This is a genomic window from Citrobacter sp. T1.2D-1, from assembly GCF_950098555.1.
Classification (GTDB): Bacteria; Pseudomonadota; Gammaproteobacteria; order Enterobacterales; family Enterobacteriaceae; genus Citrobacter_A; species Citrobacter_A telavivensis.
The window spans coordinates 624,998-647,949 of the sequence record NZ_CATNHH010000001.1 but is presented as its reverse complement, the minus strand read 5'-3'; the positions used below and the strand labels follow the sequence as shown (position 1 = coordinate 647,949).

Below are 22,952 nucleotides of genomic sequence, written 5' to 3'. Positions count from 1 at the left end.
ACGCATAGCGTCACCCGGCATGATTAACTATTAACGAGTAATTTCATGAGTGAAATGATTTACGGCATCCATGCGGTGCAGGCCCTGCTGGAGCGTGCTCCTGAACGTTTTCAGGATGTCTTTATTCTCAAAGGCCGTGAAGATAAGCGCCTGCTGCCGCTGATTCACGCCCTCGAAGCGCAGGGTGTGGTCATCCAACTGGCGAACCGTCAGTTTCTGGATGAGAAAAGCGAAGGGGCCGTACATCAGGGCATCATCGCCCGCGTGAAGCCGGGCCGTCAGTATCAGGAAAACGATCTGCCGGATCTGATCGCCTCACTGGATCAACCTTTCCTGCTGATCCTGGATGGCGTGACCGACCCGCATAACCTCGGTGCCTGTTTGCGTAGCGCCGATGCCGCCGGCGTCAATGCGGTGATTGTGCCGAAAGATCGTTCTGCCCAACTGAATGCCACAGCGAAGAAAGTCGCCTGCGGCGCAGCGGAAAGCGTTCCGTTGATCCGGGTGACTAACCTGGCGCGTACCATGCGTATGTTGCAGGAAGAGAATATCTGGATTGTCGGCACGGCGGGTGAAGCTGACCATACCCTCTATCAGAGTAAAATGACGGGGCGTATGGCGCTGGTGATGGGGGCAGAAGGTGAGGGAATGCGTCGTCTGACGCGTGAACATTGTGACGAACTGATCAGCATTCCGATGGCCGGTAGCGTCTCATCACTTAACGTTTCTGTCGCCACAGGTATCTGTCTGTTCGAGGCCGTTCGCCAGCGTAGCTAATGTCGTATCCCCGAAGCCATCCAGCAGGATGGCTTTTTTGTGCCCTCCTTTCCAGGCATTCTCCGCTCAGACTGACCATACTTACTGAGATGCCATTGAAGGAGGGAAACATAATGCATTGGCAAACTCACACCGTTTTTAATCAGCCGTTACCCCTGAATAACAGTAATCTGTTCCTGTCTGATGGTGCGCTCTGCGAAGCGGTGGCGCGCGAGGGGGCGGGCTGGGACAGCGAACTTCTCGCCAGTATCGGTCAACAACTCGGCACCGCCGAATCTCTTGAACTGGGACGGCTGGCAAACGCCTGGCCGCCGGAGCTGCTGCGTTACGACCCTCGGGGGCAGCGACTGGACGACGTTCGCTTCCATCCCGCATGGCACCTGCTGATGCAGGGGTTGTGTACCAACCGTGTACATAACCTGCCCTGGGAGGAGGAGGCGCGCGCCGGATCGTTTGTTGCCCGGGCCGCGCGCTTTATCTTGCATGCGCAGGTGGAAGCCGGGACGCTCTGCCCCATCACCATGACCTTCGCCGCCACGCCGCTGTTGCAGCAGATGTTGCCCGCTACGTTTGCCGACTGGCAAACGCCTCTGCAAAGCGATCGCTATGATTCGCACCTCGCACCGGGTGGGCAAAAGCGTGGCCTGCTGATTGGTATGGGGATGACGGAAAAGCAGGGCGGTTCTGATGTGCTGAGCAACACCACCCGCGCCGAGCGGCTGGAGGATGGATCGTACCGGTTGGTAGGACATAAATGGTTTTTCTCTGTGCCACAAAGTGATGCCCATTTGGTACTGGCGCAGGCAAAAGGCGGCCTCTCCTGCTTCTTCGTCCCTCGCTTTTTACCTGACGGTCAGCGCAATGCGATCCGCCTCGAACGGCTAAAAGACAAGCTGGGGAATCGTTCTAATGCCAGTGCGGAAGTGGAGTTTCAGGATGCCATCGGCTGGCTGCTGGGAGACGAGGGCGAAGGCGTTCGTCATATTCTGAAGATGGGCGGTCTGACGCGTTTTGACTGCGCGCTTGGCAGCCACGGCCTGATGCGTCGCGCCTTCTCGGTTGCTGTCTACCACGCACACCAGCGTATGGTGTCTGGCAAGCCGCTGATCGAGCAACCGATGATGCGCCAGATGCTCAGCCGCATGGCGTTACAGCTGGAAGGGCAAACCGCGTTGCTGTTTCGTTTGGCTCACGCCTGGGATCGGCGTAGCCATGCCAATGAACGGCTCTGGGCGCGGCTGTTCACCCCCGCTGCGAAATTCGTCGTCTGTCAAAGCGGCATCCCGTTTGTGGCGGAGGCGATGGAGGTGCTCGGCGGGATAGGGTATTGCGAAGAGAGCGAACTGCCGCGGTTGTACCGGGAAATGCCGGTTAACAGCATCTGGGAAGGCTCTGGCAATGTTATGTGCCTCGATGTTCTGCGGGTCATCGGTAAACAAACGGGTGTCGATGAGATGCTGAGCGAAGCGTTCTCTGACGTCAGGGGTCAGGACAGACACTTCGATCGCGCGGTACGTCAGCTTTTGCCGCGACTGCGCAAGCCTTCTGAAGAACTGGGCCGCGATATCACTCAGCAGATTTTTCTGTTGGGATGCGGAACGGAAATGTTGCGACATGCGTCACCGCCTGTTGCACAAGCCTGGTGTCAGATGATGCTGGATACGCGCGGTAGGATGTTGCTATCAGAACGGGTACAGGACGCGCTGTTGCTACGGGCGACGGGGGGATTGCGCTGATACTTTGCCGGATGCGCCTGTGCCATCCGGCAATCTGTTACGCGTAGAGAATAGCCTGTACGCGCCAGTTATCGGGCTGCTGATCTTCGTACATCTGAACGATGCGATACCATGATGCACCTTGTTCATCGGCTTTTAGCGCCACGATACGCTCCACATCCTGTGGGTTTCCGGAAATATTACTGACAGAGATCAGGCCAATTTCATTGAGGCCAGTCACGCAATCCGCACTTGCGAATTCTGCAGACTGCGCCGTCGTACTCACCAGTCCGGCAGTTAACAGCAGTGAGGATAAGGCAAGAGATTGTTTCATCGTCAGCTCCATTTTATGTTTCCCCGCAATGCGCAGGGCATTCCATCGCCGAAATAAACGTCCAGCCTCCTGCTGTCGGTTTATTGTGCACAGGTAAACGTATAGAGGCGTAAAGCTACGTGAAATTGCCTTAAATTCCCTCAATGACTATTTACGATATAAGATGGCCTGTGAATACCACTGGCCCGTCACGATGGTTTCATCAACCAGGACAATAACGTAATAATCGGCTTTCGCTGCGGCGGCTTTCGCTTTGACTTCATCGACTGCATCATCCGGAGAGCCTCTGACCAGAGAGGTCACCGTTCCCATCCGTTGCAACCCTTGTGTCTGATCGCGACGAATTTCTTGCGGATGATCGGCGACGGGTGGCGCTGGCTGCGGCGTTCCCTGAAGAATGCTACATCCACTTAAGAGCATCACCAATATCAATGAGGTAAACCGACGCATCACTCTATCTCGTTTCCTGATAGCCATAGTGTAGTGCCTTATTAATTTCCCTTTGGGGGAATGTTCCCAAAATGTTACCTTCCGCGCGATTTTCGAATGAAAATGTCGCGAAAGCGTAATCCAGTTCTCAACATTATGAATCGTTGTTGAACACGCTACCTTGTTTAATAATGTGACCCGTGGCATACCAGAGCCAAAAGGGGACGCAAATGATTGAAATTGAAACACGTCAGTTGGCGGAACATCACCTGCTTCACGCCTTTCCTGCGGGGCAGCGCAATACACCTTTGCCGTGTATTGTTTTCTATCACGGATTTACCTCTTCCAGCCTGGTCTACAGCTACTTTGCCGTTGCGCTGGCGCAGGCCGGATTTCGGGTCATTATGCCAGACGCCGCCGAGCATGGGGCGCGGTTCAACGGTGACGCACAGGCGAGAATGGGGCATTTCTGGCAGATTTTGCAACAAAACATGCAGGAATTTACGGCATTACGAGCGGCTCTGGACGCAGAAAACTGGCTGCTGGATGACCGCCTCGCGGTCGGAGGCGCGTCAATGGGGGCAATGACTGCGCTGGGGATTATGACTCAGCATCCGGAGGTCAACTGTGTCGCCAGCCTGATGGGATCGGGCTATTTCACCCGTCTGGCGCGAACGTTGTTTCCCCCTTCCGCCCTGGACACACCCGCCCGGCAAGAGGCGTTCGCCCGCATTATTGCGCCGTTGGCGAAGTGGGACGTGTCGCAGCAGCTTGACCGACTGGCCGACAGACCGTTGCTGTTATGGCATGGCCAGGACGATGACGTGGTTCCGGCGGCGGAAAGTTTCCGTTTGCAGCAGGCGATGATTCAGGCCGGGCTGGACCAGAATCTGACCTGCCAGTGGCAAGCGGGCGTGCGCCATCGCATTACGCCCGAAGCCCTGAGCGCAACGGTGTCTTTTTTCCGTCAGCATCTCTGACTCCCGTCGCTAACTCACAATACGTCATCACGCAAAAAAAGCCCCCTGAACAGGGGGCAAGTCAAACTATGGCTCTCTTTTCGTTGGACTTTCCTGGTGCTAGCGATAAATATCCGCGCTGGCGTGGATGTTGCCGTTGCTACCGGGTTCCCGAATCAGGATCACGTGGTAGTACTTTGCGCCTTGCGCGTCGGTCTCTTCATTCAGGGCCTGATCTGCTTCACTTTCAGTGGCGAAGTTATGATTGATGTAAATCACGCCTAAGCTCTGCACATCATCCATGTTTCTGGCTTGCTGGTGGTCTATTTCAATGGCGGCGAGTGTATTTGCACTGAGCAACAGTCCCGCCAGAAGGGTGACAAAACGGATTCGCATACCTACCTCCTCGACAGCTGACTCTGGTGAGTGATTTCTCCTGTAAGCCGATAACGTCTGATTTAATTTTAATCGCTACTTTGTCGGTCGATAGCGACCATTTCTGATGCAGTTGTTCAAAAAAATACCGCAACCCGTTCTTCTTGTGAGTTAACAATCGGCTAACCCGCTTCGCTGTGGCTAAAAATACCTGTTTTTCTGGCAAGAACTCTTACCGAATCGTCAATATCGCTACCGGCCATCGCCGCTTATAGTGAGCCGAAACATAAAGTTAACTTTATGATAATAAGGCAAAAAGATATGGATACTTCATTCATGGATTTCAGCTACTTCGCCATCATGTTTATGGTGGCGCTGATAGCGGGTTTTATTAATGTAGTTTCAGGCGGCGGTGGGTTTTTATCAATTGGAGCGCTATTGATCTCAGGATTGCCGCCGGCCAATGCGCTGGCGACCAATAAGATTCAGGCGCTGGGCAGTTCACTCACGTCGGGGATCTACTTTCTGCGTCGTGGGCATATCAACGTTCAGCAACATAAGTACGTCTTTTTAGCGGCGTTTGTGGGATCGGCGTTGGGGACGACACTGATCCAGTTCATTGAACCGGAACTGCTGAAAAAGCTGTTGCCGGTACTCATCATTGCGGTGGCGCTCTACTTTATTTTTGCCCCCAATCTCACCGAGCCGAAAAAGAAGCAGCAGGTATCACTGTTTCTCTTCTCCCTGGTGGGGGGAGGGTGTGTCGGTTTTTATGACGGATTCCTTGGCGCTGGCGCCGGTTCCTTTTATACCCTGTGCTACATCCTGCTGTGGGGTTACAGCATCGATAAGGCGCAAATTCACTCTAATTTCATCAACCTTGCCTCCAACATCGCTTCTATTCTGTTTTTCATTTTTGGCGGCAAGATGATCTGGTCGCTGGGGCTGGTGATGTTCGTCGGACAGGCGCTTGGCGCACGTCTGGGGGCGACGGTCGTACTCACGCGCGGCAAGAAAGTTATCAGGCCGATGATCGTGATTGTTTCCATCTGCATCAGCGGCAAGATGCTGTTGGATATGTATTAAGGGCGTCCTGACAAATATTCCTGGAATCACCTTGAGTTTGCGGCCTGTCACCAGTATTATGACGCGTCAATTTTTCAGCCGACCTTTAACACGTTCCTTGCCTCCATGGGCCGCGGCTGACCCAGACAGGAGGCTGAATAATCCGTAAGGAGCAATTCGATGCGTCATTACGAAATCGTTTTTATGGTCCATCCTGACCAGAGCGAACAGGTTCCGGGTATGATCGAGCGTTACTCTGCTGCCATCACTGGTGCAGAAGGCAAGATCCACCGTCTGGAAGACTGGGGCCGCCGTCAGCTGGCTTACCCGATCAACAAACTGCACAAAGCACACTACGTTCTGCTGAACGTTGAAGCTCCGCAGGAAGTGATCGATGAGCTGGAAACAACTTTCCGCTTCAACGACGCCGTTATCCGCAGCATGGTAATGCGTACTAAGCACGCTGTTACCGAAGCATCTCCGATGGTTAAAGCGAAAGACGAGCGCCGTGAGCGTCGCGATGATTTCGCAAACGAAACCGCAGATGATGCTGAAGCTGGGGATTCTGAAGAGTAATTTCTGATGACCAACCGTCTGGTGTTGTCCGGCACCGTGTGCAGGACCCCCCTTCGAAAGGTCAGTCCATCAGGAATTCCGCACTGCCAGTTCGTGCTTGAGCATCGTTCTGTGCAGGAGGAAGCCGGATTTCACCGGCAGGCGTGGTGCCAAATGCCCGTTATTGTTAGCGGACACGAAAACCAGGCCATTACTCACAGTATAACGGTCGGTAGCGCAGTGACCGTTCAGGGGTTCATCTCTTGCCACAAGGCAAAGAACGGCCTGAGCAAAATGGTTCTGCATGCCGAGCAGATTGAATTGATAGATTCTGGAGACTAGCCATATGGCACGTTATTTCCGTCGTCGCAAGTTCTGCCGTTTCACCGCGGAAGGCGTTCAAGAGATCGACTATAAAGATATCGCTACGCTGAAAAACTACATCACCGAAAGCGGTAAGATTGTCCCAAGCCGTATCACCGGTACCCGTGCAAAATACCAGCGTCAGCTGGCTCGCGCTATCAAACGCGCTCGCTACCTGTCTCTGCTGCCGTACACTGATCGTCATCAGTAATCGGTCACGGTCCATTAATACGACTTTGAGAGGATAAGGTAATGCAAGTTATTCTGCTTGATAAAGTAGCAAACCTGGGTAGCCTGGGTGATCAGGTTAACGTTAAAGCGGGCTATGCTCGTAACTTCCTGGTACCACAGGGTAAAGCTGTTCCTGCTACCAAGAAAAACGTTGAATACTTCGAAGCACGTCGCGCTGAACTGGAAGCTAAACTGGCTGACGTTCTGGCTGCTGCAAATGCACGCGCAGAGAAAATCAACGCACTGGAAACTGTTACCATCACGTCTAAAGCAGGCGACGAAGGTAAACTGTTCGGTTCTATCGGTACCCGCGACATCGCTGATGCAGTAAATGCAGCTGGCGTTGAAGTGGCTAAGAGCGAAGTTCGTCTGCCGAATGGCGTTCTGCGTACCACTGGTGAGCACGAAGTGGACTTCCAGGTTCACAGCGAAGTATTCGCTAAGCTGACCATTAACGTTGTTGCAGAATAAGTTTTTATTCTGACAATCTCGTAAGAAACGCCGGCCTCGTGTCGGCGTTTTACTTTTCTGCTCACCTCATTTTTCGCTCTGGCTATTCCTTATCCTTTTCGGGATAATCACTAAAAATAAAACACAATTTCAATGTGGTGATGAATGGATACTCCGCACCCGCAACCTCTGTTTGCGCGTAAAAATGTCGTCTGGCTGAGCGCAGCGTTTTGTTGTTTGCTCTGGGGCAGCGCCTATCCGGCCATAAAAAGTGGCTATGAGATTTTCCAGATAGCCGCTGACGATATCCCCTCCAAAATTGTTTTCGCCGGATACCGCTTCCTGTTCGCTGGCCTGCTGTTACTCCTGCTGGCAATGGCGCAGCGTAAGCCGATAGGCCGCCTGAGTTCCCGGCAGTTTGGGCAACTGACGCTGTTGGGGGTGACACAGACTTCGCTGCAATACATCTTCTTTTACATCGGCCTGGCGTTCACTACCGGCGTGAAAGGGTCGATCATGAACGCCACGGGCACCTTCTTCAGCGTGCTGCTGGCGCACTTCATCTACCAGAACGATAAGCTGAGCTACAACAAAACGCTGGGTTGTATTCTCGGTTTTGCAGGCGTGATGGTGGTGAACTTCAACAGCGGGCTGCTGGATTTTAGTTTTACTCTGGCAGGCGATGGTTCGATTGTGCTGGCGGCATTTATTCTCTCCGCCGCGACGCTTTACGGTAAGCGAATCTCTCAGACAGTCGATCCGATGGTGATGACGGGCTACCAGCTAGGGATTGGCGGTCTGGTGTTGGTCATTGGCGGTTATGCCTTTGGCGGCACACTGGCGGTCCACGGTCTCGCGTCGGTGGCGATTCTCGGTTACCTGACGTTGCTTTCTTCGGTGGCGTTTGCGCTGTGGAGCATTTTGCTCAAGTACAACCGCGTGGGGATGATTGCGCCGTTTAACTTCCTGATCCCGGTCTCTGGCGCGGTGCTGTCCGCGATTTTCCTCGGCGAGAATATCCTGGAGTGGAAATACGCGATGGCACTGCTGCTGGTGTGCTCGGGGATATGGTGGGTTAATAAGGTGAAGCGGTAACGCCACCAGTGAAGGTGTAGGCCGGATAAGGCAAAGCCGCCATCCGGCACTGCGCTGATATGCCTGATGGCGCTGTGCTTAGCGTGCGCGGATAAAGCTGCCGTCAGGCTGACGGGTAAACAGCACCTGCTGGTTGTTTCCGGTATCGATGGTCAGCCCGGTTACCACACCATTCGCATTTTGACGAATTTGCACCATCTGCCCATTTTGCAGATTACTGAGCGGCTTGCCCGCACCTTCAACCTGCGCCATCGCGTACACGTCCGTTGGCGGCAGTCCGTGATCGCGGAACAATTGCGCCATCGTTTTACCTGGCTCGACGCGATAAGAGCGCCACTGCTGGTCAATGCCGCTGTTTTGCTGGAAAGGCTGGGTTTGCGGTTGCTGTGCCTGGGGCTGCTCTTCCGGCTGGCCTTCCTGAATGGGTTCCGGCGCGACGGGAGCGACTTGCCCCGGATCGTTTTGCGGGGTAACCAACTGGGCCTGAAGCTGTGCTTCGGTCGGCGGTTGAGACTGCGACTGGAGATCCAACTGCGCGTTGCGGGTTACTACTGGCGCATCGTTCGTGTCATTTGAGGGGAGCAGGAAACCGATGACCAGCACGATCGCCGCAATGATAATGCCGCGGCGATGCATAGACGGAAGCGGATCCATAATGCGAAAATTGTCCGGTGCATGCCAGATTTTCGCCAGGGTTGGTTTTAATTCAAAGCGCCCGGGCATGGCTTTCCTCCTGCTCCGCGTCTCGTTCCTCAATCATAGAGTATAGACAGCTAACGCTATGATGTTCGTGATATTCCCCGCTTTTGGCTCATATCCAGGGGGATATCCCTATTGTTTCTTTTTCGTCGTGATTTGTCATCCTCCCCGAGACAACATTTTACCGGGAGAGGCCTGGCTGTTATGCTGCCCGCTACTTTTTATATCCGATGAAAGGAAATACGATGGCAACCCCGACTTTTGACACTATCGAAGCGCAAGCAAGCTACGGCATTGGTTTGCAGGTAGGACAGCAACTGAGCGAATCCGGACTGGAAGGGCTGTTGCCTGAAGCGCTGGTTGCCGGTATTGCTGACGCGCTGGAAGGCAAGCAGCCAGCCGTGCCGGTTGATGTGGTACATCGCGCGCTGCGTGATATTCATGAACGTGCGGATGCCGTACGTCGCGAACGCTTCCAGGCCATGGCTGCGGATGGCGTGAAGTATCTGGAACAAAACCGTGAGAAAGACGGTGTGAACAGCACGGAGTCGGGTTTGCAATTCCGCGTGTTGACCCAGGGCGAAGGCGCTATCCCGGCCCGTACTGACCGCGTTCGCGTTCACTACACCGGCAAGCTGATCGACGGCACCGTCTTTGACAGCTCCGTTGCGCGCGGCGAACCGGCAGAATTCCCGGTAAACGGTGTTATTCCTGGCTGGATTGAAGCCCTGACCCTGATGCCGGTTGGCTCTAAATGGGAACTGACCATTCCTCAGGAACTGGCTTACGGCGAACGTGGCGCTGGTGCAGCGATCCCACCGTTCAGCACCCTGGTGTTTGACGTAGAACTGCTGGAAATCCTGTAAGCAGTCACTTCTGTTCCCCTCCACGCTGGAGGGGGACGAAAAATACGTAATAACGCTGCCTGTTTGTCTGATATCGGAATTTTATCTTGCAAATGCATGGGTTGCGTGTATTTTTGTGAGCTAATTCGCGTTGCCAGAGTGATATGACACTCACTTTAAACATATAATTAACATAATATTTAAATCTTAGTATTCATCCCGCCGATTCTTACCTAATATCGATGAGTCCTGAAAACAGGATCGTCGTATCATAGCGATACACAACAGACGCACTAAAGGCCGTAGAGCCCGCACAACACAGACAGGTACAGGAAGAATAAAACATGGTAGATCAGGTAAAAGTCGCTGCCGACGAACAGGCTCCGACTGAACAGTCGCTACGGCGCAATCTCACAAACCGACATATCCAGCTTATTGCTATCGGCGGCGCCATTGGCACGGGTCTGTTTATGGGGTCGGGTAAAACCATCAGTCTCGCCGGGCCGTCGATCATTTTTGTTTATATGATCATCGGCTTCATGCTCTTTTTCGTGATGCGTGCAATGGGAGAATTGCTGCTCTCGAATCTGGAATACAAATCTTTTAGCGACTTTGCTTCGGATCTGCTGGGACCGTGGGCAGGTTATTTCACCGGCTGGACCTACTGGTTCTGCTGGGTGGTTACCGGGATGGCGGACGTCGTTGCCATTACCGCCTACGCGCAGTTCTGGTTCCCCGGCCTTTCCGACTGGGTCGCCTCACTGGCGGTAGTCGTCCTGCTGCTGAGCCTCAACCTCGCCACCGTGAAAATGTTTGGTGAGATGGAGTTCTGGTTCGCGATGATCAAAATCGTCGCCATCGTGTCGCTGATCATTGTCGGCCTGGTGATGATTGCCATGCATTTCCAGTCGCCAACCGGTGTGGAAGCCTCGTTTGCGCATCTGTGGAATGACGGCGGCTGGTTCCCGAAAGGCATTAGCGGCTTCTTTGCCGGTTTCCAGATTGCGGTGTTCGCCTTTGTCGGGATCGAACTGGTCGGGACGACGGCAGCGGAAACCAAAGATCCGGAGAAATCCCTGCCGCGCGCCATCAACTCGATTCCGATTCGTATCATCATGTTCTACGTCTTTGCGCTGATCGTCATTATGTCCGTGACGCCGTGGAGTTCCGTGGTGCCGGATAAGAGCCCGTTCGTTGAGCTGTTCGTGCTGGTGGGCCTGCCTGCCGCTGCGAGCGTGATTAACTTCGTGGTCCTGACGTCTGCCGCTTCTTCAGCAAACAGTGGCGTGTTCTCCACCAGCCGTATGCTGTTTGGTCTGGCGCAGGAAGGTGTGGCGCCGAAAGCGTTCGCCAAGCTGTCTAAACGCGCGGTACCGGCAAAAGGGCTGACCTTCTCCTGTATCTGCCTGCTGGGTGGCGTGGTCATGCTGTATGTCAATCCGAGCGTGATTGGCGCGTTCACCATGATCACCACCGTGTCGGCGATCCTGTTCATGTTCGTCTGGACCATCATCCTGTGCTCATACCTGGTGTATCGCAAACAGCGTCCGCATCTGCATGAGAAGTCGATCTACAAAATGCCGCTGGGTAAGGTGATGTGCTGGGTCTGCATGGCGTTCTTCGCCTTCGTTCTGGTGCTGCTGACCCTTGAGGACGATACCCGTCAGGCGCTGATCGTCACGCCGCTGTGGTTCATTGCGCTGGGTCTGGGCTGGTGGCTGATTGGTAAGAAGCGGATGGCAGGCGTTCGTTAATTTGATTGCCGGATGGCGCTGCGCTTATCCGGCCTACAAAACGTCTATACGGTGAGTTCCCGTAGGCCCGGTAAGCGTTAGCGCCACCGGGCATTTTATTTACTCCCCCGCTAACGCCCGAGGAAACAATACATTATTTTCCAGGCTGATGTGTTCCATCAGATCATCAATCATCTCATTGATGCCGTTGTACATCGCTTTCCAGGTGGTGCACGCTTCTGGCGGGATCGTCACATTCTGGGTGGTATGTTTAATCACTTCCAGCAGTTCCCCCGCGTCATCATGTTCACTTTCCATGACGCTGATCGGCCCCATCGCCTGGCTGCCCATGCCCTGTTTGATCATCGGGAACAGGATCTGCTCCTCTTTCATCATGTGGTTTGAAAGCTCCTGATGCAGCATGGTCAGATACTTCGCCAGACCTTTCGGTACATTGGGCTTATCGGCATGAACGCGTTCAACTTTGGTGGCCTGTAGGATCAGTTCCGGCAACTGCTCGCGGTGTCTGTCGTGATAGCGCACGATGATGTGGTCGATAATGTCGGCCAGCGGCGCGCTGCGCCAGTCCTTATCGACCGGCTGTTGTGCCAGTTGTGCCAGTTGCGCTTCGATGGCGTCAACATCCAGCTCTTTACGGGCGGCAGCACGCGCCAGCGTCTGCTTACCGCCACAGCAGTAATCCATGTCGTACTTACGAAACAGTGCCGAAGCGCGAGGAATAGAAAGCGCCAGTTCACCTAAAGGTTGATCGCGATAAGCCATAGCCGTTACCTCATTCTCAATAATATAAGGTGTATTTTAAATGCACCTTTAATCGGGCGCTATAACTCTTTCGGGGCAGGACCTTTTGTGATGGCGCAATGACGAACGAGAATGCGGGGGGGAAGGGTTAACTGCCCGGCTCAGAAAGTGGAATGACGCGCGGTTTTTCCGGTTTTGCTTTGACCGCCACCACCACGCCGACCATCAGCAAGGCGATACCGCTGAGAGTCAGCGCGGGGGGAAGAGTCTGGCGTAAGATGAAGGTATACAGCAAACCTGCCAGCGTTTCGAACACGATCAACGGGCCGAGGATCACCGTCGGTAACCGCTGGCTGGCAATATTCCAGCATAGCGCACCCACCCATGAGCACAGCACCGCAATCGCCACCATCAGGCCGACAAACACCGCCGGGCGCGGCCCGAACGGTAGGGTGAAGTCGGGCGTTTGCCCGTGCAGCCAGAGACAGGCGGCGAGGTAGCCCAGCAGCGACACGGGCAGCGTCACCAGCGCCTGCGCGGTCGCCCACATCATCGGGTGTTTATCCGGATTCTCCCGCAGCCAGCGGGCGTTGCGCAGCGCATACCAGGCCCAACACACCACCGACACCAGCGCCAGCGCAATACCGGAACCGTAACGCCAGCCGCTGAAATCAGGCAAGCCCTGGTTGAGTTCCGCAATGTTCACGCACAACAACCCGATGCCAATCAGCACCAGCGCGGGCGCCAGTCGTCGCCAGGAGAGCCTGCCGTCGCGATGGCTGTACAGCAGGTTTGCAAACACAGGAATGACGACCGGCAGCGTACCGATGATCATCGTTGAGACCGGCGCGCCGGTACGCTGAATGGCGCTGGCAAGGCAGACGTAGTAAATCAGGTTGCCCATCATGGTTAGCGTCAGCGCGGTCAGCCAGTCTTTCGGTGACAATTGTCGCAGGCGCACGCGCCCGAACCATGCCAGCGGCAGGGCAATCAAGCCTAATGCCAGGTAGCGCCCCATCGACTGCAGCACTGCCGGATATTCCGGCACGATCAACGGCCCGACAAAAATCAGTCCCCACATCAACCCTGCCAGCAGGGCGTACAACACACCGCTAATCATGCTTTACATCCACAACGTTAAACATGACGAAAAGTGTAGGCGGGGAACAGGCTTGCGTATTGTATGAGCTTGCGCATTAGCGCGAATAAACCTGCTTTTGATAGCGTACAGGAGTAATGCCATAGCGATGGGTAAAGGCGCGGGTGAGGTGGGACTGATCGGTCAGGCCGGTCGCGGCGGCAACATCCGCTGCCGGCATGCCGAGAGTCAGAAAACCTTTCGCTCGCCACAGGCGGATTGCCATCAGCATCTGATGCGGCGTCACGTGGAAATGGGCTTTGAACTGACGTTGAAAATGCCAGGGGCTTAGCGAGGCAACGCGTGCCAGTTCGTCGAGAGCGATCGGACGCATGTAGTTGTCATGCAAATAGTCGCGCACGCGATCAAAGCGATGCGCACCTTCCCGCGACACCGGAGCATGGCGCGCCAGCGGCTGGAAGGTGTCTATCAGATCCAACAGCAACCCTTTTTGCGCTAAGGGATCGTCGGTGTGCCACAGGCCGTGGATTAGCGAACAGATCTGACGCGAGCGGAGCGGATCGTGACGCGTGACGTCATGAAACCACCAGTGACGGACCCCGGTCACTTTTTCCAGCAGGTCGGGCTCCAGATAGATCATCCGGTAGCGCCAGCCGTCGGCGGTTTCGGCCTCGCCGGTATGCAACTCATCCGGATTCATCGTCACGACCGAGTGGGCAGGGGCAACGTATTGTGTGCCGCGATAGCGAAAACGCTCGGCGCCAGCTTCTATCGCGCCAATGCCGAACGCTTCGTGGGTGTGCGGTTCAAAGGCGTAGCGTGAAATGTGCGCGTGATACAGCTCAACGCCCGGTACCTGCGCCAGATGGCGAAAGCGGGCTCGGTCTTTTTCATCGCTAAACTGCTCAGGTACACCTTGCACGTTTTCTCTCCCCACGCATCATCCTGTCATTATCAGAGAGGATGCGCGGGGATGCCACCATAATTAACCGATTTGTAACACTTACAGAATGCCTTTGATGCTTTCGGCCAGCGGAGTGGTTGGGCGACCGATCAGTTTGCTCAGCGTGTGGCTGTCATCGAACAGACCGCCTTTGGATGCCCCGGTGTCTGAATCGGCCAGCATATCCGCCAGACCCGCTGGCAGGCCAGCGCCCTTCAACGCGGCGGCGAAATCAGCTTCGCTCAGGTTCTGATAGACGACCTGTTTACCGCTTTGTTTGCTCAGTTCAGCGGCCAGCTGGCTCAGCGTCCAGGATTCATCGCCTGCCAGTTCATACACGTTACCGGCATGACCTTCTGTACTGATGACCTGTGCGGCGGCTGCGGCGTAGTCAGCGCGGGTTGCGGAGGCAATTTTGCCTTCGCCTGCGGCACCGATAAACACGCCATGCTCCAGCGCGGGGGGGACGCTGGCAAGATAGTTTTCGGTATACCAACCGTTACGCAGCAGCGCGTGGGCAATACCGGAGTCTGCCAGCATCTTCTCGGTTTCGACGTGTTCGACGTGCAGGCCCAGCGGAGAACGGTCGGCATGCAACAGGCTGGTGTAAGCGATAAATTTCACTTTCGCCGCCTTTGCCGCATTAATGACGTTACGGTGCTGAGCGGCACGCTGTCCCACTTCACTGGAGGAAATCAGCAGCAGCTTGTCGACACCCTGCAACGCCTGGGTAAATGTGGTTTCGTCGCGGTAATCCGCCTGACGTACGGTGATTCCCTGCTGGCTTAATGCGGTGGCTTTCGCCGGGTTACGAACTATCGCAACAATCTGGCTGGCTGGAACGGTTTTTAGCAGATTCTCAATAACGTGTTGGCCCAGTTGGCCCGTCGCGCCGGTAATGGCAATCATGGGATGACTCCTTAATGTGTCGCTTGTGTTTTATAAAGCTAGCACTTAAACTTACTTTTAGTAAGTACGCACAAAAAGGTAAGTATAAAGATGAGTGCATCAACCCTTTCTCAACAACTGCGTGACGGCAATTTGTTTGCCGAGCAGTGTCCGTCGCGTGAGGTGTTAAAGCATGTGACCAGCCGCTGGGGCGTGTTGATTCTGGTGGCGCTACGCGACGGCACTCACCGTTTCAGCGATCTGCGCCGTAAAATGGGCGGCGTGAGCGAGAAGATGCTGGCGCAGTCTTTGCAGGCGTTGGAGCAGGATGGGTTTATCAACCGGGTATCGTATCCGGTTGTGCCGCCGCACGTGGAGTACAGCCTGACTCCGTTGGGCGAGCAGGTCAGTGACAAAGTTGCCGCACTGGCGGACTGGATTGAGTTAAATTTGCCACAGGTGTTAGCACAACGGGAAGAACGGGCGGCGTAAAACGTTGCCGGATGGCGGCGTGCCCTCCGGCATTAACGTTATTTGCTTAAATCTATCTGATAAATCGCGAAACCAATATCATCGGTGGCGACGTGCTGCATAGGGTATTGCCCTTTCTCTTTGATAAACGCGGTGGCTTTATCACTCGGCGACGTTTCGAAACGGATATCCAGTTTCGTCTTGCTGTGAATCGGTGCCAGACGCCAGTTGTTATCGGCAGCCGGATGAATTTCCCCGGCGCGTTTAGACTCCGCGCCAATCCATGCCGCCAGCACCGAGCGGTTCTCATCCGGTGACGCAAAGGCAATATGATTGTCACCGGTTCCGGCAAACTTACCGCCATAGGCGCGATAGTTATTGGTGGCGACCAGGAAGGTGGCATTGGGATCAATCGGCTTGCCGTTGAAGGTCAGATTTTTAATCCTTTCCGCTGTCGGATTGACCGTCTGGCATTCGCCGTCATAACGTGCGGGCTGCGAGACATCAATCTGGTATTCCACACCATCGATGACATCGAAGTTATAGGTGCGAAAACCCTCCCAGTTAATGAGCGACTGCGGCTTGCTGCTGGTGCTATCGATTTGATTAAACTGTCCGGCTGAGCACTCAAGCCACTCTTTCACCTCTTTGCCGCTGGCTTTAACAACCACCAGCGTGTTCGGGTACAGATAGAGGTCGGCAGCATTACGGAAGGTCAACTGGCCTTTTTCGACCTCGACAAAACTGGCCGGATCGTTCTTGCGCCCGCCGACTTTAAACGGCGCAGCGGCGGAAAGCACCGGCAGTTTCGCCAGGTCCGGGTCGCCCTGAATGAAGTGTTCGACATAGGCTTTCTGCGCGTTGTTGACCACCTGAACGGTCGGATCGTCCTGCACCAGCGCCAGATAGCTGTACATATTATCGGCGGATTTACCGATAGGCTTACTGACGAATTCACGGGTGGCGTCGTGGTCGGCTTTCAGAATATCCACCAGTTTGCTGTCTTCGGCAGCGAGTGATTTCTTCGCGGCCGCGTCGTAAATGGGGCGCGCTTCGGCTTTGGCCTGCGTCACCTGCCATTTGCCGCTGTCGTTATTGAGCACCAGATCCACCACACCCAGATGATCGCCCCACATGCCTGGCATCACCGCCGGTACGCCGTTCAGCGTCCCTTTCGCGATATCTGCGCCTTTGATGCTGGCAAAGTCTTTACCGGGGAAGACCGCGTGGGCATGACCAAACATGATTGCGTCCACGCCGGGCACGTCGCTGAGATAATAAACGGAGTTCTCCGCCATGCTCTGGTAGGGGTCAGCAGAGAGCCCTGAATGCGCAATCACTACCACCACATCGGCCCCTTTTTCGCGCATTTCCGGGACATACTGGCGCGCGGTGGCGGTAATGTCGTTAACCGTCACTTTACCGCTCAGGTTCGCTTTATCCCAGGTCATGATCTGCGGAGGAACAAACCCGATATAGCCGATGTTCAGCGTCTGCTTGTGGCCTTCCTGATCGACGACGTCAGTCTTTTTGATGAGATAGGGGGTAAACAACGGCTTTTTGGTCTTAACGTCGATGATATTGGCGTTAACGTAGGGGAACCTGGCGCCAGCCAGCGCCTTTTGCAGATATTCTAGTCCGTAGTTAAATTCATGGTTACCGAGGTTACCCACTGCGTAATCCAGCGTATTCAGCGCCTTGTAGACCGGATGGATATCACCGTCTTTCAACCCTTTGGCCGCCATATAGTCGCCCAGCGGACTGCCCTGAATCAGATCGCCATTATCGACCAGCACGCTGTTTTTTGCTTCATTGCGCGCGGCGTTAATCAGGCTTGCGGTACGTACCAGTCCGAATTTTTCGGTTGCGGTATCTTTGTAATAATCGAAATCCATCATGTTGCTATGTAAATCAGTGGTTTCCATTATCCGCAGGTCGACGGTTGCGGCATTCACGCTGGCCGCGATCAGCGTGGCCAGGAGCGTTGCACTAAACTTAATCATCAGGGGGCATCCTTTTCAGATCTAAGCCACAAAAGAAAATGTATATAAATCTTCTTGCTTACAGAACTGTGAATCATGCATCAGTTTAGCAAGCAAAACCGCAGGCACTATCACAGTTGGCGGATTCGCCTCTGATCGGGTATAAGTAAAACAATGAGTTAACGCCACTGCCACAAACGAGGTGGAGAATGTTAGAACACGTATGCCAGCTTGCACGGAACGCGGGCGATGCCATTATGCAGGTCTATGATGGAGTCAAACCGATGGAGATTGCCAGCAAGCAGGACGATTCTCCGGTAACCGCGGCCGATCTCGCCGCGCACGCAGTGATTCTCGAAGGCTTAACGACGCTGACGCCGGATATTCCGGTCCTCTCAGAAGAAGATCCGCCGGCCTGGGAAGTACGCCAGCACTGGCAGCGCTACTGGTTAGTCGACCCGCTGGATGGCACCAAAGAGTTCATCAAACGTAACGGTGAGTTCACCGTGAATATTGCGCTTATCGAGAAGGGTAAGCCGGTACTGGGCGTGGTCTACGCACCGGTCATGAAGGTGATGTACAGCGCGGCAGAAGGTAAAGCCTGGAAAGAAGAGTGCAACGTGCGCAAGCAAATTCAGGTCCGCGACGCCCGCCCGCCGCTGGTGGTAATTAGCCGTTCCCATGCCGATAACGAACTGAAAGAATATTTGCAGCAACTGGGTGAGCACCAGACGACGTCGATTGGTTCGTCGCTGAAGTTCTGCCTGGTGGCGGAGGGACAGGCGCAACTGTACCCGCGTTTTGGACCGACCAACGTCTGGGACACGGCGGCAGGCCATGCCGTTGCGGCAGCCGCCGGGGCACACGTTCACGACTGGCAGGGTAAGCCGCTGGACTACACCCCGCGTGAATCGTTCCTGAACCCCGGCTTCCGGGTCTCTATTTATTGAGCAACTTGTGCAGCAGGGCAATCACCTGCTGCACCTCTTCCTGGGTCAGCGCCCCGTCCTTCGCCCACTGTACGCGACCGTCTTTATCGAGCACCGCGATAGCTGAACTCTCTTCATCCAGTTGCCAGGCCTTACGGGCCACGCCGTCACTGTCGACGATAAACTGCGACCATGGGTAGAGCTTCTTATTGCTCTCGAGGCTGCTGCGCACAAACATACCGGAGCCTGGAATGGCATCGTCGGTGTTGACGACAGTCGTGGTCTGGTAAACGTCATGGGGCAGTTTTGCCGCTTTGATGGCTTCAATCAGCGTCGCATTTTTTTCTTTGGCGGAGGTGCGTCCGGCGATGTGCTGAAGGATGCGCACCTTCCCGGGCAACTGCGCGCTGTTCCAGCTTTTATAGCTGAATTTATCATTTTCAAGAATCAATTCGCCGCGATCGGCAATCCCTACCGGCGGGACGCGCTGGCCCGTTTCGAAGCTATGCGCGGAGGCCATCATCGGCGCTAACAGGCACGCCAGCGCCAGAATCTTACGTAAGGTCATGGTGTTTCCTTCTTATTGTTTGCAGGTGATCCGACCACTTGGGTCTGATTTTTAATCATATGTGCGAATGATGCTTTTTCCCGCAAGAGCGATGCCAGTTTGCGGACGGGCGCACAAATCCTGCGAAAAACGAAGGCTTATACTGAGGACAGCGCCGTGATTCAGAGATGATTCTGATTAACTGTAATGAAAAGGTAAATAAACTTATACGCGCTGGAAACATCGTACAGATAGTCTATAGTCAAATGGCATTAAATTTTGCGCCTTAGAACGGTTGGACCGATTGTGGAGCCACAAGGGCGTGACTTAAGCAGGAGATAACAATGAAAATTTTCCAACGGTACAACCCACTGCAAGTGGCGAAGTACGTGAAGATCCTGTTTCGTGGACGGTTATATATCAAGGACGTTGGCGCTTTTGAGTTTGATAAGGGCAAGATTCTTATCCCAAAAGTGAAGGATAAACAGCATCTGTCTGTGATGTCCGAAGTCAACCGTCAGGTTCTGCGTCTGCAAACTGAGATGGCTTAACCAAAGTGCTATGCAGTAGTTTAAAAAACGGCTCCCACTGGGAGCCGTTGATGTTTCTGAAGCAGGCCTGACGGGCGCAAACTACGCTTTCACGTCTTCCTGCGCATCCGGCAGTTTTGGTACCAGTACGCTCGGTTTACTGTCAAGACGGGTCACCAGCAACTGATCGATACGGTAGTTATCAATATCCACCACTTCGAATTTGTAGCCCGAGAACTTCACGGAATCGGTACGTTTGGGGATTTTACGCAGCATGAACATCATAAAGCCGCCAATCGTCTCGTAGTTGCCCGACTGCGGGAATTCATCGATATCCAGCACTCGCATCACGTCATCGATCGGCGTACCGCCGTCAATCAGCCAGGAGTTCTCGTCGCGCGCCACAATCTGTTCTTCCAGCCCCTGGCCGACCAGATCGCCCATCAGCGTCGTCATGACGTCATTCAGGGTGATGATACCCACGACCAGCGCGTATTCGTTCATGATTACCGCGAAGTCTTCACCGGCCGTTTTGAAGCTTTCCAGCGCTTCTGAAAGGGTCAGCGTGTCTGGAACAATCAGGGTGTTACGGATCTGCACGCCGCTGTTCAGCGCCATGCTCTGATTCGCCAGGACGCGATTCAGTAAATCTTTCGAGTCGACATAACCAATGATGTGGTCAATATCTTCGTTACAGACGAGGAACTTGGAGTGCGGATGTTCCGCCACTTTATTCTTCAGACTCTGCTCGTCTTCATGCAGATCGAACCAGATCACGTTTTCACGCGACGTCATGGATGACGGTACGGTACGCGACTCCAGCTCGAACACGTTCTCAATCAGCTCATGTTCCTGTTTACGCAACACGCCTGCGAGCGCGCCAGCTTCCACCACGGCATAGATATCATCAGACGTGATGTCATCTTTGCGCACCATCGGCAGCTTGAAGATGCGGAAGATCACGTTCGCTAACCCATTGAAGAACCACACCAGCGGCGTGAAAACAAACAGACAGAAGCGCATCGGGTTGATGATACGCAAAGCCACAGCTTCTGGCGCAATCATACCGATGCGTTTCGGGGTTAAGTCCGCGAAGAGGATAAACATACCGGTGACCAGCGAGAAGGAGAGGATAAAACTCAACTGCTCAGAGAGCTCTGGCGATATGTAGCGAGAAAATAACGCGTTGAAGGCGGGAGAAAATGCGGCGTCGCCCACGATACCGCCAAGAATAGCGACCGCGTTCAGACCGATTTGCACCACCGTGAAGAACATCCCTGGGTTTTCCTGCATTTTCAACACGCGTTGCGCATTGAGATTGCCTTCATCGGCCAGCAGTTTGAGCTTAATTTTACGTGAAGCGGCAAGTGAGATCTCGGATATCGAGAAGAACGCACTCACGGCTATCAGGCAAAGAATAATGAAAATACTGTTTAACATATTTTATCTAACCGTTCAGGTCAGATCCTCGGAAGGGAAATTGATAAATCCATGTGGTAATGCTTATTGAAAACCGGCTCGTAGAGGTGAGCCGGTAAGTTCAGGGGCTAGTATAGCGTAAGGGACTGTAAAGCCGCCAGAGGGTTAATTTTCAGCGGTAGCCGTCCGATGCTTATTTCGTGCGCCAGGCGCGGCATCCCATATTTCATCGTAGGCGAAGCCGGTGAGTGACTTAATGACGGCGCGGGTCTCTTCGTCGCAGTCTTCACATTTACCGCCGAGTTTGCGGCGCGCCACCTCTTTGATCAGGATTTTGTGCGTCTTTTGCGTCAGCTTAAAGCGGAACGTGGTGTAAAAGCTGACGGCCAGCAGGGCTGCGGTCGCAAATATCATCAGACCAATAATGGCATGTAGCGCACTGATGGGTTGCGAACCGCCGCCTTTGACAAAGCCGCTCTCTTCCAGCACCACGCCAATCAACATAATCGCCAGCGCAACGGTGCTTTTTCGGGTCAGCACCATCACCCCGGCAAAAATGCCTTCCCGACGCTGACGAGTGACTATCTCATCCACATCCGGAATAAAGCTGTAGATATTCCACGGGATGTAATACAACCCGGCTTTTGCCAGGCCGAACAGGACAAATATTGCGGAAAAGAGCAGGGCCGGGAGCTGGATATCGCCCAGATAAAGGGTAAAAAGACAGGCCAGGACGAAGAAAATACTGCCATAGGAGAGGCGCAGTGCCGCAGAAGGCGTCATGTTGAGCTTATTCATCAGCAGCATAAAGCCGAACGTGCCAGGGACCGAAACAAACGCCGCAATACTTAACAGTCCGGAAACTGTGGCCGCATCCTGTTTTAATCCATAGATCACGTAATAAGTGAAAACGGAACCAAAGACATCCAGGGCAGTGAATGAACAAATATAGATAAGAATATGCTGGCGGAAAATACGCAGTTTAAAGGCAGAAAAAAGATCCACGACCAAATACTTCAGGTGGTTTAATAATCCGGTACTGCGCTGCGTGTCCGGTGTGAATTCATATTCTTCCCGCACATCTTTTGCTTCCCAGGTCGTTGCCCAGGTTGTGAATACGGCGACACAATAAATAATCGCAAACACGATCCCGGTCAGGGTATAGGTCAATGAATTATCTTTACCCGTATATTGCATAATAATGCCGGGTACGGAAACCGCTAAAAAGCCGCCCAGTTGTGAACACATCATGCGCACGCCAGAGAGGCGCGTACGTTCGCTGAAGCGGTTGGTCATCTCTGCTGACAGCGTCTCCCAGGGCACCAGCACCATCGCCGAGAGCAGTTCGATGGAAAGATACGTTCCCAGGTAATACCAGTAGCTCATGTCGGTAATCCACACCAGCGCATAGAGAAACATGAGCGGAGCGCTTATCAATAAAAAGAAACGCCGACGGCCAAATTTTCTGCCAAGCCAGGTGTTGCCGAAGTTGTCGGTAATATAACCCATCACCGGGCTTAATATTGCATCGATGATACGTGCAATAGCAAATATAGAACCGGCTTCCAGTACAGACAGTCCACAGTAGGTGGTGTAAAAAAATAACAGCCAGGTGCCAATAACTGCGAATGCACCGCCACCAAATAAATCGGTTACGCCGTAGCCAATTGCTACGCCGTAACCTACTCTACGTTCAGTAGGTTTCGCCATATGATTATTCCTGTAGTATGACTTGATTGCCGGATGTGCCTTATCCG

At 53.9% G+C, this 22,952-nt stretch carries 26 protein-coding genes; 14 read left to right on the top strand and 12 right to left on the bottom strand.

Features of this window, described 5'->3' with window-relative positions; translation table 11 throughout:
- Window positions 1–45: 45 nt before the first annotated feature.
- Both rlmB and QQZ17_RS03015 read left to right on the top strand, forming a co-directional pair.
- The gene (rlmB, locus tag QQZ17_RS03020; protein WP_042321448.1) at window positions 46–777 is read left to right on the top strand and encodes a 23S rRNA (guanosine(2251)-2'-O)-methyltransferase RlmB; all 732 of its coding nucleotides are present in this window, start codon (window positions 46–48) and stop codon (window positions 775–777) included.
- Window positions 778–890: 113 nt separating this feature from the next.
- Window positions 891–2,513 (top strand): isovaleryl-CoA dehydrogenase, encoded by a 1,623-nt coding sequence (locus QQZ17_RS03015; protein WP_152401677.1) that lies wholly within the window; start codon window positions 891–893, stop codon window positions 2,511–2,513.
- A gap of 37 nt (window positions 2,514–2,550) precedes the next feature.
- On the opposite strand, the gene yjfN is transcribed toward QQZ17_RS03015, so the two are convergent.
- The gene (yjfN, locus tag QQZ17_RS03010) at window positions 2,551–2,826 is read right to left on the bottom strand and encodes a DUF1471 family protease activator YjfN (RefSeq protein ID WP_080950102.1); all 276 of its coding nucleotides are present in this window, start codon (window positions 2,824–2,826) and stop codon (window positions 2,551–2,553) included.
- Between the two features lie 147 nt (window positions 2,827–2,973).
- Window positions 2,974–3,303 (bottom strand): biofilm peroxide resistance protein BsmA, encoded by a 330-nt coding sequence (gene bsmA / locus QQZ17_RS03005; protein WP_046494428.1) that lies wholly within the window; start codon window positions 3,301–3,303, stop codon window positions 2,974–2,976.
- Window positions 3,304–3,485: 182 nt separating this feature from the next.
- Here bsmA and yjfP point away from each other — a divergent pair, with 182 nt between their 5' ends.
- Window positions 3,486–4,235, top strand: a complete 750-nt coding sequence (gene yjfP / locus QQZ17_RS03000; protein WP_152401679.1) for an esterase — start codon at window positions 3,486–3,488, stop codon at window positions 4,233–4,235.
- A 99-nt stretch (window positions 4,236–4,334) separates the two neighbouring features.
- On the opposite strand, the gene yjfY is transcribed toward yjfP, so the two are convergent.
- Entirely contained in the window at window positions 4,335–4,610 is a 276-nt protein-coding gene (gene yjfY, locus QQZ17_RS02995; protein WP_152401681.1) for a DUF1471 family protein YjfY, read from the bottom strand.
- A gap of 300 nt (window positions 4,611–4,910) precedes the next feature.
- Here yjfY and QQZ17_RS02990 point away from each other — a divergent pair, with 300 nt between their 5' ends.
- The 6 genes from QQZ17_RS02990 to QQZ17_RS02965 all read left to right on the top strand — a co-directional run bounded on the left by QQZ17_RS02990 (window position 4,911) and on the right by QQZ17_RS02965 (window position 8,348).
- Window positions 4,911–5,675: a TSUP family transporter gene (locus QQZ17_RS02990; RefSeq protein WP_152401683.1), complete on the top strand. Its 765-nt coding sequence runs from the start codon at window positions 4,911–4,913 to the stop codon at window positions 5,673–5,675.
- Between the two features lie 159 nt (window positions 5,676–5,834).
- A complete protein-coding gene (rpsF, locus tag QQZ17_RS02985) occupies window positions 5,835–6,230 on the top strand; it encodes a 30S ribosomal protein S6 (protein ID WP_042321529.1) in 396 nt (131 codons plus the stop codon).
- 6 nt (window positions 6,231–6,236) lie between these two features.
- Entirely contained in the window at window positions 6,237–6,551 is a 315-nt protein-coding gene (priB, locus tag QQZ17_RS02980; protein ID WP_042321531.1) for a primosomal replication protein N, read from the top strand.
- A gap of 4 nt (window positions 6,552–6,555) precedes the next feature.
- Window positions 6,556–6,783 carry a 30S ribosomal protein S18 gene (gene rpsR / locus QQZ17_RS02975; protein WP_000135199.1) on the top strand — a complete coding sequence of 76 codons (228 nt, stop codon included), beginning with the start codon at window positions 6,556–6,558 and terminating at the stop codon, window positions 6,781–6,783.
- Between the two features lie 41 nt (window positions 6,784–6,824).
- On the top strand, window positions 6,825–7,274 hold the full coding sequence (gene rplI, locus QQZ17_RS02970) for a 50S ribosomal protein L9 (protein ID WP_152401685.1): 450 nt from the start codon (window positions 6,825–6,827) through the stop codon (window positions 7,272–7,274).
- A 144-nt stretch (window positions 7,275–7,418) separates the two neighbouring features.
- Entirely contained in the window at window positions 7,419–8,348 is a 930-nt protein-coding gene (locus QQZ17_RS02965) for a DMT family transporter (protein ID WP_152401688.1), read from the top strand.
- A 78-nt stretch (window positions 8,349–8,426) separates the two neighbouring features.
- Here QQZ17_RS02965 and QQZ17_RS02960 read toward each other — a convergent pair whose 3' ends face one another.
- A complete protein-coding gene (locus QQZ17_RS02960) occupies window positions 8,427–9,071 on the bottom strand; it encodes a LysM-like peptidoglycan-binding domain-containing protein (protein ID WP_152401690.1) in 645 nt (214 codons plus the stop codon).
- Window positions 9,072–9,292: 221 nt separating this feature from the next.
- Here QQZ17_RS02960 and fklB point away from each other — a divergent pair, with 221 nt between their 5' ends.
- Window positions 9,293–9,913: an FKBP-type peptidyl-prolyl cis-trans isomerase gene (gene fklB / locus QQZ17_RS02955; RefSeq protein WP_152401692.1), complete on the top strand. Its 621-nt coding sequence runs from the start codon at window positions 9,293–9,295 to the stop codon at window positions 9,911–9,913.
- A gap of 323 nt (window positions 9,914–10,236) precedes the next feature.
- On the top strand, window positions 10,237–11,646 hold the full coding sequence (gene cycA, locus QQZ17_RS02950) for a D-serine/D-alanine/glycine transporter (protein WP_046495398.1): 1,410 nt from the start codon (window positions 10,237–10,239) through the stop codon (window positions 11,644–11,646).
- A 99-nt stretch (window positions 11,647–11,745) separates the two neighbouring features.
- Here cycA and ytfE read toward each other — a convergent pair whose 3' ends face one another.
- The 4 genes from ytfE to QQZ17_RS02930 all read right to left on the bottom strand — a co-directional run bounded on the left by ytfE (window position 11,746) and on the right by QQZ17_RS02930 (window position 15,338).
- Window positions 11,746–12,408, bottom strand: coding sequence for an iron-sulfur cluster repair protein YtfE (gene ytfE, locus QQZ17_RS02945; RefSeq protein WP_152401695.1), 663 nt, complete (start codon window positions 12,406–12,408; stop codon window positions 11,746–11,748).
- 127 nt (window positions 12,409–12,535) lie between these two features.
- Entirely contained in the window at window positions 12,536–13,507 is a 972-nt protein-coding gene (locus QQZ17_RS02940) for a DMT family transporter (protein ID WP_152401696.1), read from the bottom strand.
- 76 nt (window positions 13,508–13,583) lie between these two features.
- A complete protein-coding gene (locus QQZ17_RS02935; protein ID WP_152401698.1) occupies window positions 13,584–14,408 on the bottom strand; it encodes an AraC family transcriptional regulator in 825 nt (274 codons plus the stop codon).
- Between the two features lie 81 nt (window positions 14,409–14,489).
- Window positions 14,490–15,338 (bottom strand): SDR family oxidoreductase, encoded by an 849-nt coding sequence (locus tag QQZ17_RS02930; protein WP_152401700.1) that lies wholly within the window; start codon window positions 15,336–15,338, stop codon window positions 14,490–14,492.
- Window positions 15,339–15,428: 90 nt separating this feature from the next.
- On the opposite strand from QQZ17_RS02930, the gene QQZ17_RS02925 reads away from it, so the two are divergent.
- Window positions 15,429–15,809 carry a winged helix-turn-helix transcriptional regulator gene (locus tag QQZ17_RS02925; RefSeq protein WP_042321550.1) on the top strand — a complete coding sequence of 127 codons (381 nt, stop codon included), beginning with the start codon at window positions 15,429–15,431 and terminating at the stop codon, window positions 15,807–15,809.
- Between the two features lie 38 nt (window positions 15,810–15,847).
- Here the strand turns inward: QQZ17_RS02925 and cpdB are convergent, their stop codons facing one another.
- Window positions 15,848–17,791 (bottom strand): 2',3'-cyclic-nucleotide 2'-phosphodiesterase, encoded by a 1,944-nt coding sequence (gene cpdB, locus QQZ17_RS02920; RefSeq protein ID WP_152401702.1) that lies wholly within the window; start codon window positions 17,789–17,791, stop codon window positions 15,848–15,850.
- Window positions 17,792–17,979: 188 nt separating this feature from the next.
- Between cpdB and cysQ the strand changes: the two genes are divergently transcribed.
- Window positions 17,980–18,720, top strand: coding sequence for a 3'(2'),5'-bisphosphate nucleotidase CysQ (cysQ, locus tag QQZ17_RS02915; RefSeq protein ID WP_152401704.1), 741 nt, complete (start codon window positions 17,980–17,982; stop codon window positions 18,718–18,720).
- Here cysQ and QQZ17_RS02910 read toward each other — a convergent pair.
- Window positions 18,710–19,267 carry a YtfJ family protein gene (locus QQZ17_RS02910; RefSeq protein WP_152401707.1) on the bottom strand — a complete coding sequence of 186 codons (558 nt, stop codon included), beginning with the start codon at window positions 19,265–19,267 and terminating at the stop codon, window positions 18,710–18,712. The two genes, cysQ and QQZ17_RS02910, sit on opposite strands and share 11 nt — an antisense overlap.
- A 323-nt stretch (window positions 19,268–19,590) precedes the next feature.
- Between QQZ17_RS02910 and QQZ17_RS02905 the strand changes: the two genes are divergently transcribed.
- A complete protein-coding gene (locus QQZ17_RS02905) occupies window positions 19,591–19,797 on the top strand; it encodes a DUF1107 domain-containing protein (RefSeq protein ID WP_004857160.1) in 207 nt (68 codons plus the stop codon).
- Between the two features lie 81 nt (window positions 19,798–19,878).
- On the opposite strand, the gene QQZ17_RS02900 is transcribed toward QQZ17_RS02905, so the two are convergent.
- Window positions 19,879–21,216 (bottom strand): hemolysin family protein, encoded by a 1,338-nt coding sequence (locus tag QQZ17_RS02900; protein WP_046495436.1) that lies wholly within the window; start codon window positions 21,214–21,216, stop codon window positions 19,879–19,881.
- A 144-nt stretch (window positions 21,217–21,360) separates the two neighbouring features.
- Window positions 21,361–22,905: an MFS transporter gene (locus tag QQZ17_RS02895; RefSeq protein WP_152401709.1), complete on the bottom strand. Its 1,545-nt coding sequence runs from the start codon at window positions 22,903–22,905 to the stop codon at window positions 21,361–21,363.
- Window positions 22,906–22,952: the final 47 nt, after the last annotated feature.

Excerpts from the sequence above, each read along its gene's own strand:
- cpdB (WP_152401702.1), bottom strand. The coding sequence starts at position 17,791 with ATGATTAAGTTTAGTGCAACGCTCCTGGCCACGCTGATCGCGGCCAGC.
- QQZ17_RS02965 (WP_152401688.1), top strand. The coding sequence starts at position 7,419 with ATGGATACTCCGCACCCGCAACCTCTGTTTGCGCGTAAAAATGTCGTC.
- yjfN (WP_080950102.1), bottom strand. The coding sequence starts at position 2,826 with ATGAAACAATCTCTTGCCTTATCCTCACTGCTGTTAACTGCCGGACTG.
- fklB (WP_152401692.1), top strand. The coding sequence starts at position 9,293 with ATGGCAACCCCGACTTTTGACACTATCGAAGCGCAAGCAAGCTACGGC.
- QQZ17_RS02925 (WP_042321550.1), top strand. The coding sequence starts at position 15,429 with ATGAGTGCATCAACCCTTTCTCAACAACTGCGTGACGGCAATTTGTTT.
- QQZ17_RS02930 (WP_152401700.1), bottom strand. The coding sequence starts at position 15,338 with ATGATTGCCATTACCGGCGCGACGGGCCAACTGGGCCAACACGTTATT.
- yjfP (WP_152401679.1), top strand. The coding sequence starts at position 3,486 with ATGATTGAAATTGAAACACGTCAGTTGGCGGAACATCACCTGCTTCAC.
- QQZ17_RS02910 (WP_152401707.1), bottom strand. The coding sequence starts at position 19,267 with ATGACCTTACGTAAGATTCTGGCGCTGGCGTGCCTGTTAGCGCCGATG.
- rplI (WP_152401685.1), top strand. The coding sequence starts at position 6,825 with ATGCAAGTTATTCTGCTTGATAAAGTAGCAAACCTGGGTAGCCTGGGT.
- yjfY (WP_152401681.1), bottom strand. The coding sequence starts at position 4,610 with ATGCGAATCCGTTTTGTCACCCTTCTGGCGGGACTGTTGCTCAGTGCA.
- QQZ17_RS02895 (WP_152401709.1), bottom strand. The coding sequence starts at position 22,905 with ATGGCGAAACCTACTGAACGTAGAGTAGGTTACGGCGTAGCAATTGGC.
- cycA (WP_046495398.1), top strand. The coding sequence starts at position 10,237 with ATGGTAGATCAGGTAAAAGTCGCTGCCGACGAACAGGCTCCGACTGAA.
- cysQ (WP_152401704.1), top strand. The coding sequence starts at position 17,980 with ATGTTAGAACACGTATGCCAGCTTGCACGGAACGCGGGCGATGCCATT.
- QQZ17_RS03015 (WP_152401677.1), top strand. The coding sequence starts at position 891 with ATGCATTGGCAAACTCACACCGTTTTTAATCAGCCGTTACCCCTGAAT.
- QQZ17_RS02900 (WP_046495436.1), bottom strand. The coding sequence starts at position 21,216 with ATGTTAAACAGTATTTTCATTATTCTTTGCCTGATAGCCGTGAGTGCG.
- rpsR (WP_000135199.1), top strand. The coding sequence starts at position 6,556 with ATGGCACGTTATTTCCGTCGTCGCAAGTTCTGCCGTTTCACCGCGGAA.
- QQZ17_RS02905 (WP_004857160.1), top strand. The coding sequence starts at position 19,591 with ATGAAAATTTTCCAACGGTACAACCCACTGCAAGTGGCGAAGTACGTG.
- QQZ17_RS02960 (WP_152401690.1), bottom strand. The coding sequence starts at position 9,071 with ATGCCCGGGCGCTTTGAATTAAAACCAACCCTGGCGAAAATCTGGCAT.
- QQZ17_RS02940 (WP_152401696.1), bottom strand. The coding sequence starts at position 13,507 with ATGATTAGCGGTGTGTTGTACGCCCTGCTGGCAGGGTTGATGTGGGGA.
- rlmB (WP_042321448.1), top strand. The coding sequence starts at position 46 with ATGAGTGAAATGATTTACGGCATCCATGCGGTGCAGGCCCTGCTGGAG.
- QQZ17_RS02990 (WP_152401683.1), top strand. The coding sequence starts at position 4,911 with ATGGATACTTCATTCATGGATTTCAGCTACTTCGCCATCATGTTTATG.
- ytfE (WP_152401695.1), bottom strand. The coding sequence starts at position 12,408 with ATGGCTTATCGCGATCAACCTTTAGGTGAACTGGCGCTTTCTATTCCT.
- bsmA (WP_046494428.1), bottom strand. The coding sequence starts at position 3,303 with ATGGCTATCAGGAAACGAGATAGAGTGATGCGTCGGTTTACCTCATTG.
- priB (WP_042321531.1), top strand. The coding sequence starts at position 6,237 with ATGACCAACCGTCTGGTGTTGTCCGGCACCGTGTGCAGGACCCCCCTT.
- rpsF (WP_042321529.1), top strand. The coding sequence starts at position 5,835 with ATGCGTCATTACGAAATCGTTTTTATGGTCCATCCTGACCAGAGCGAA.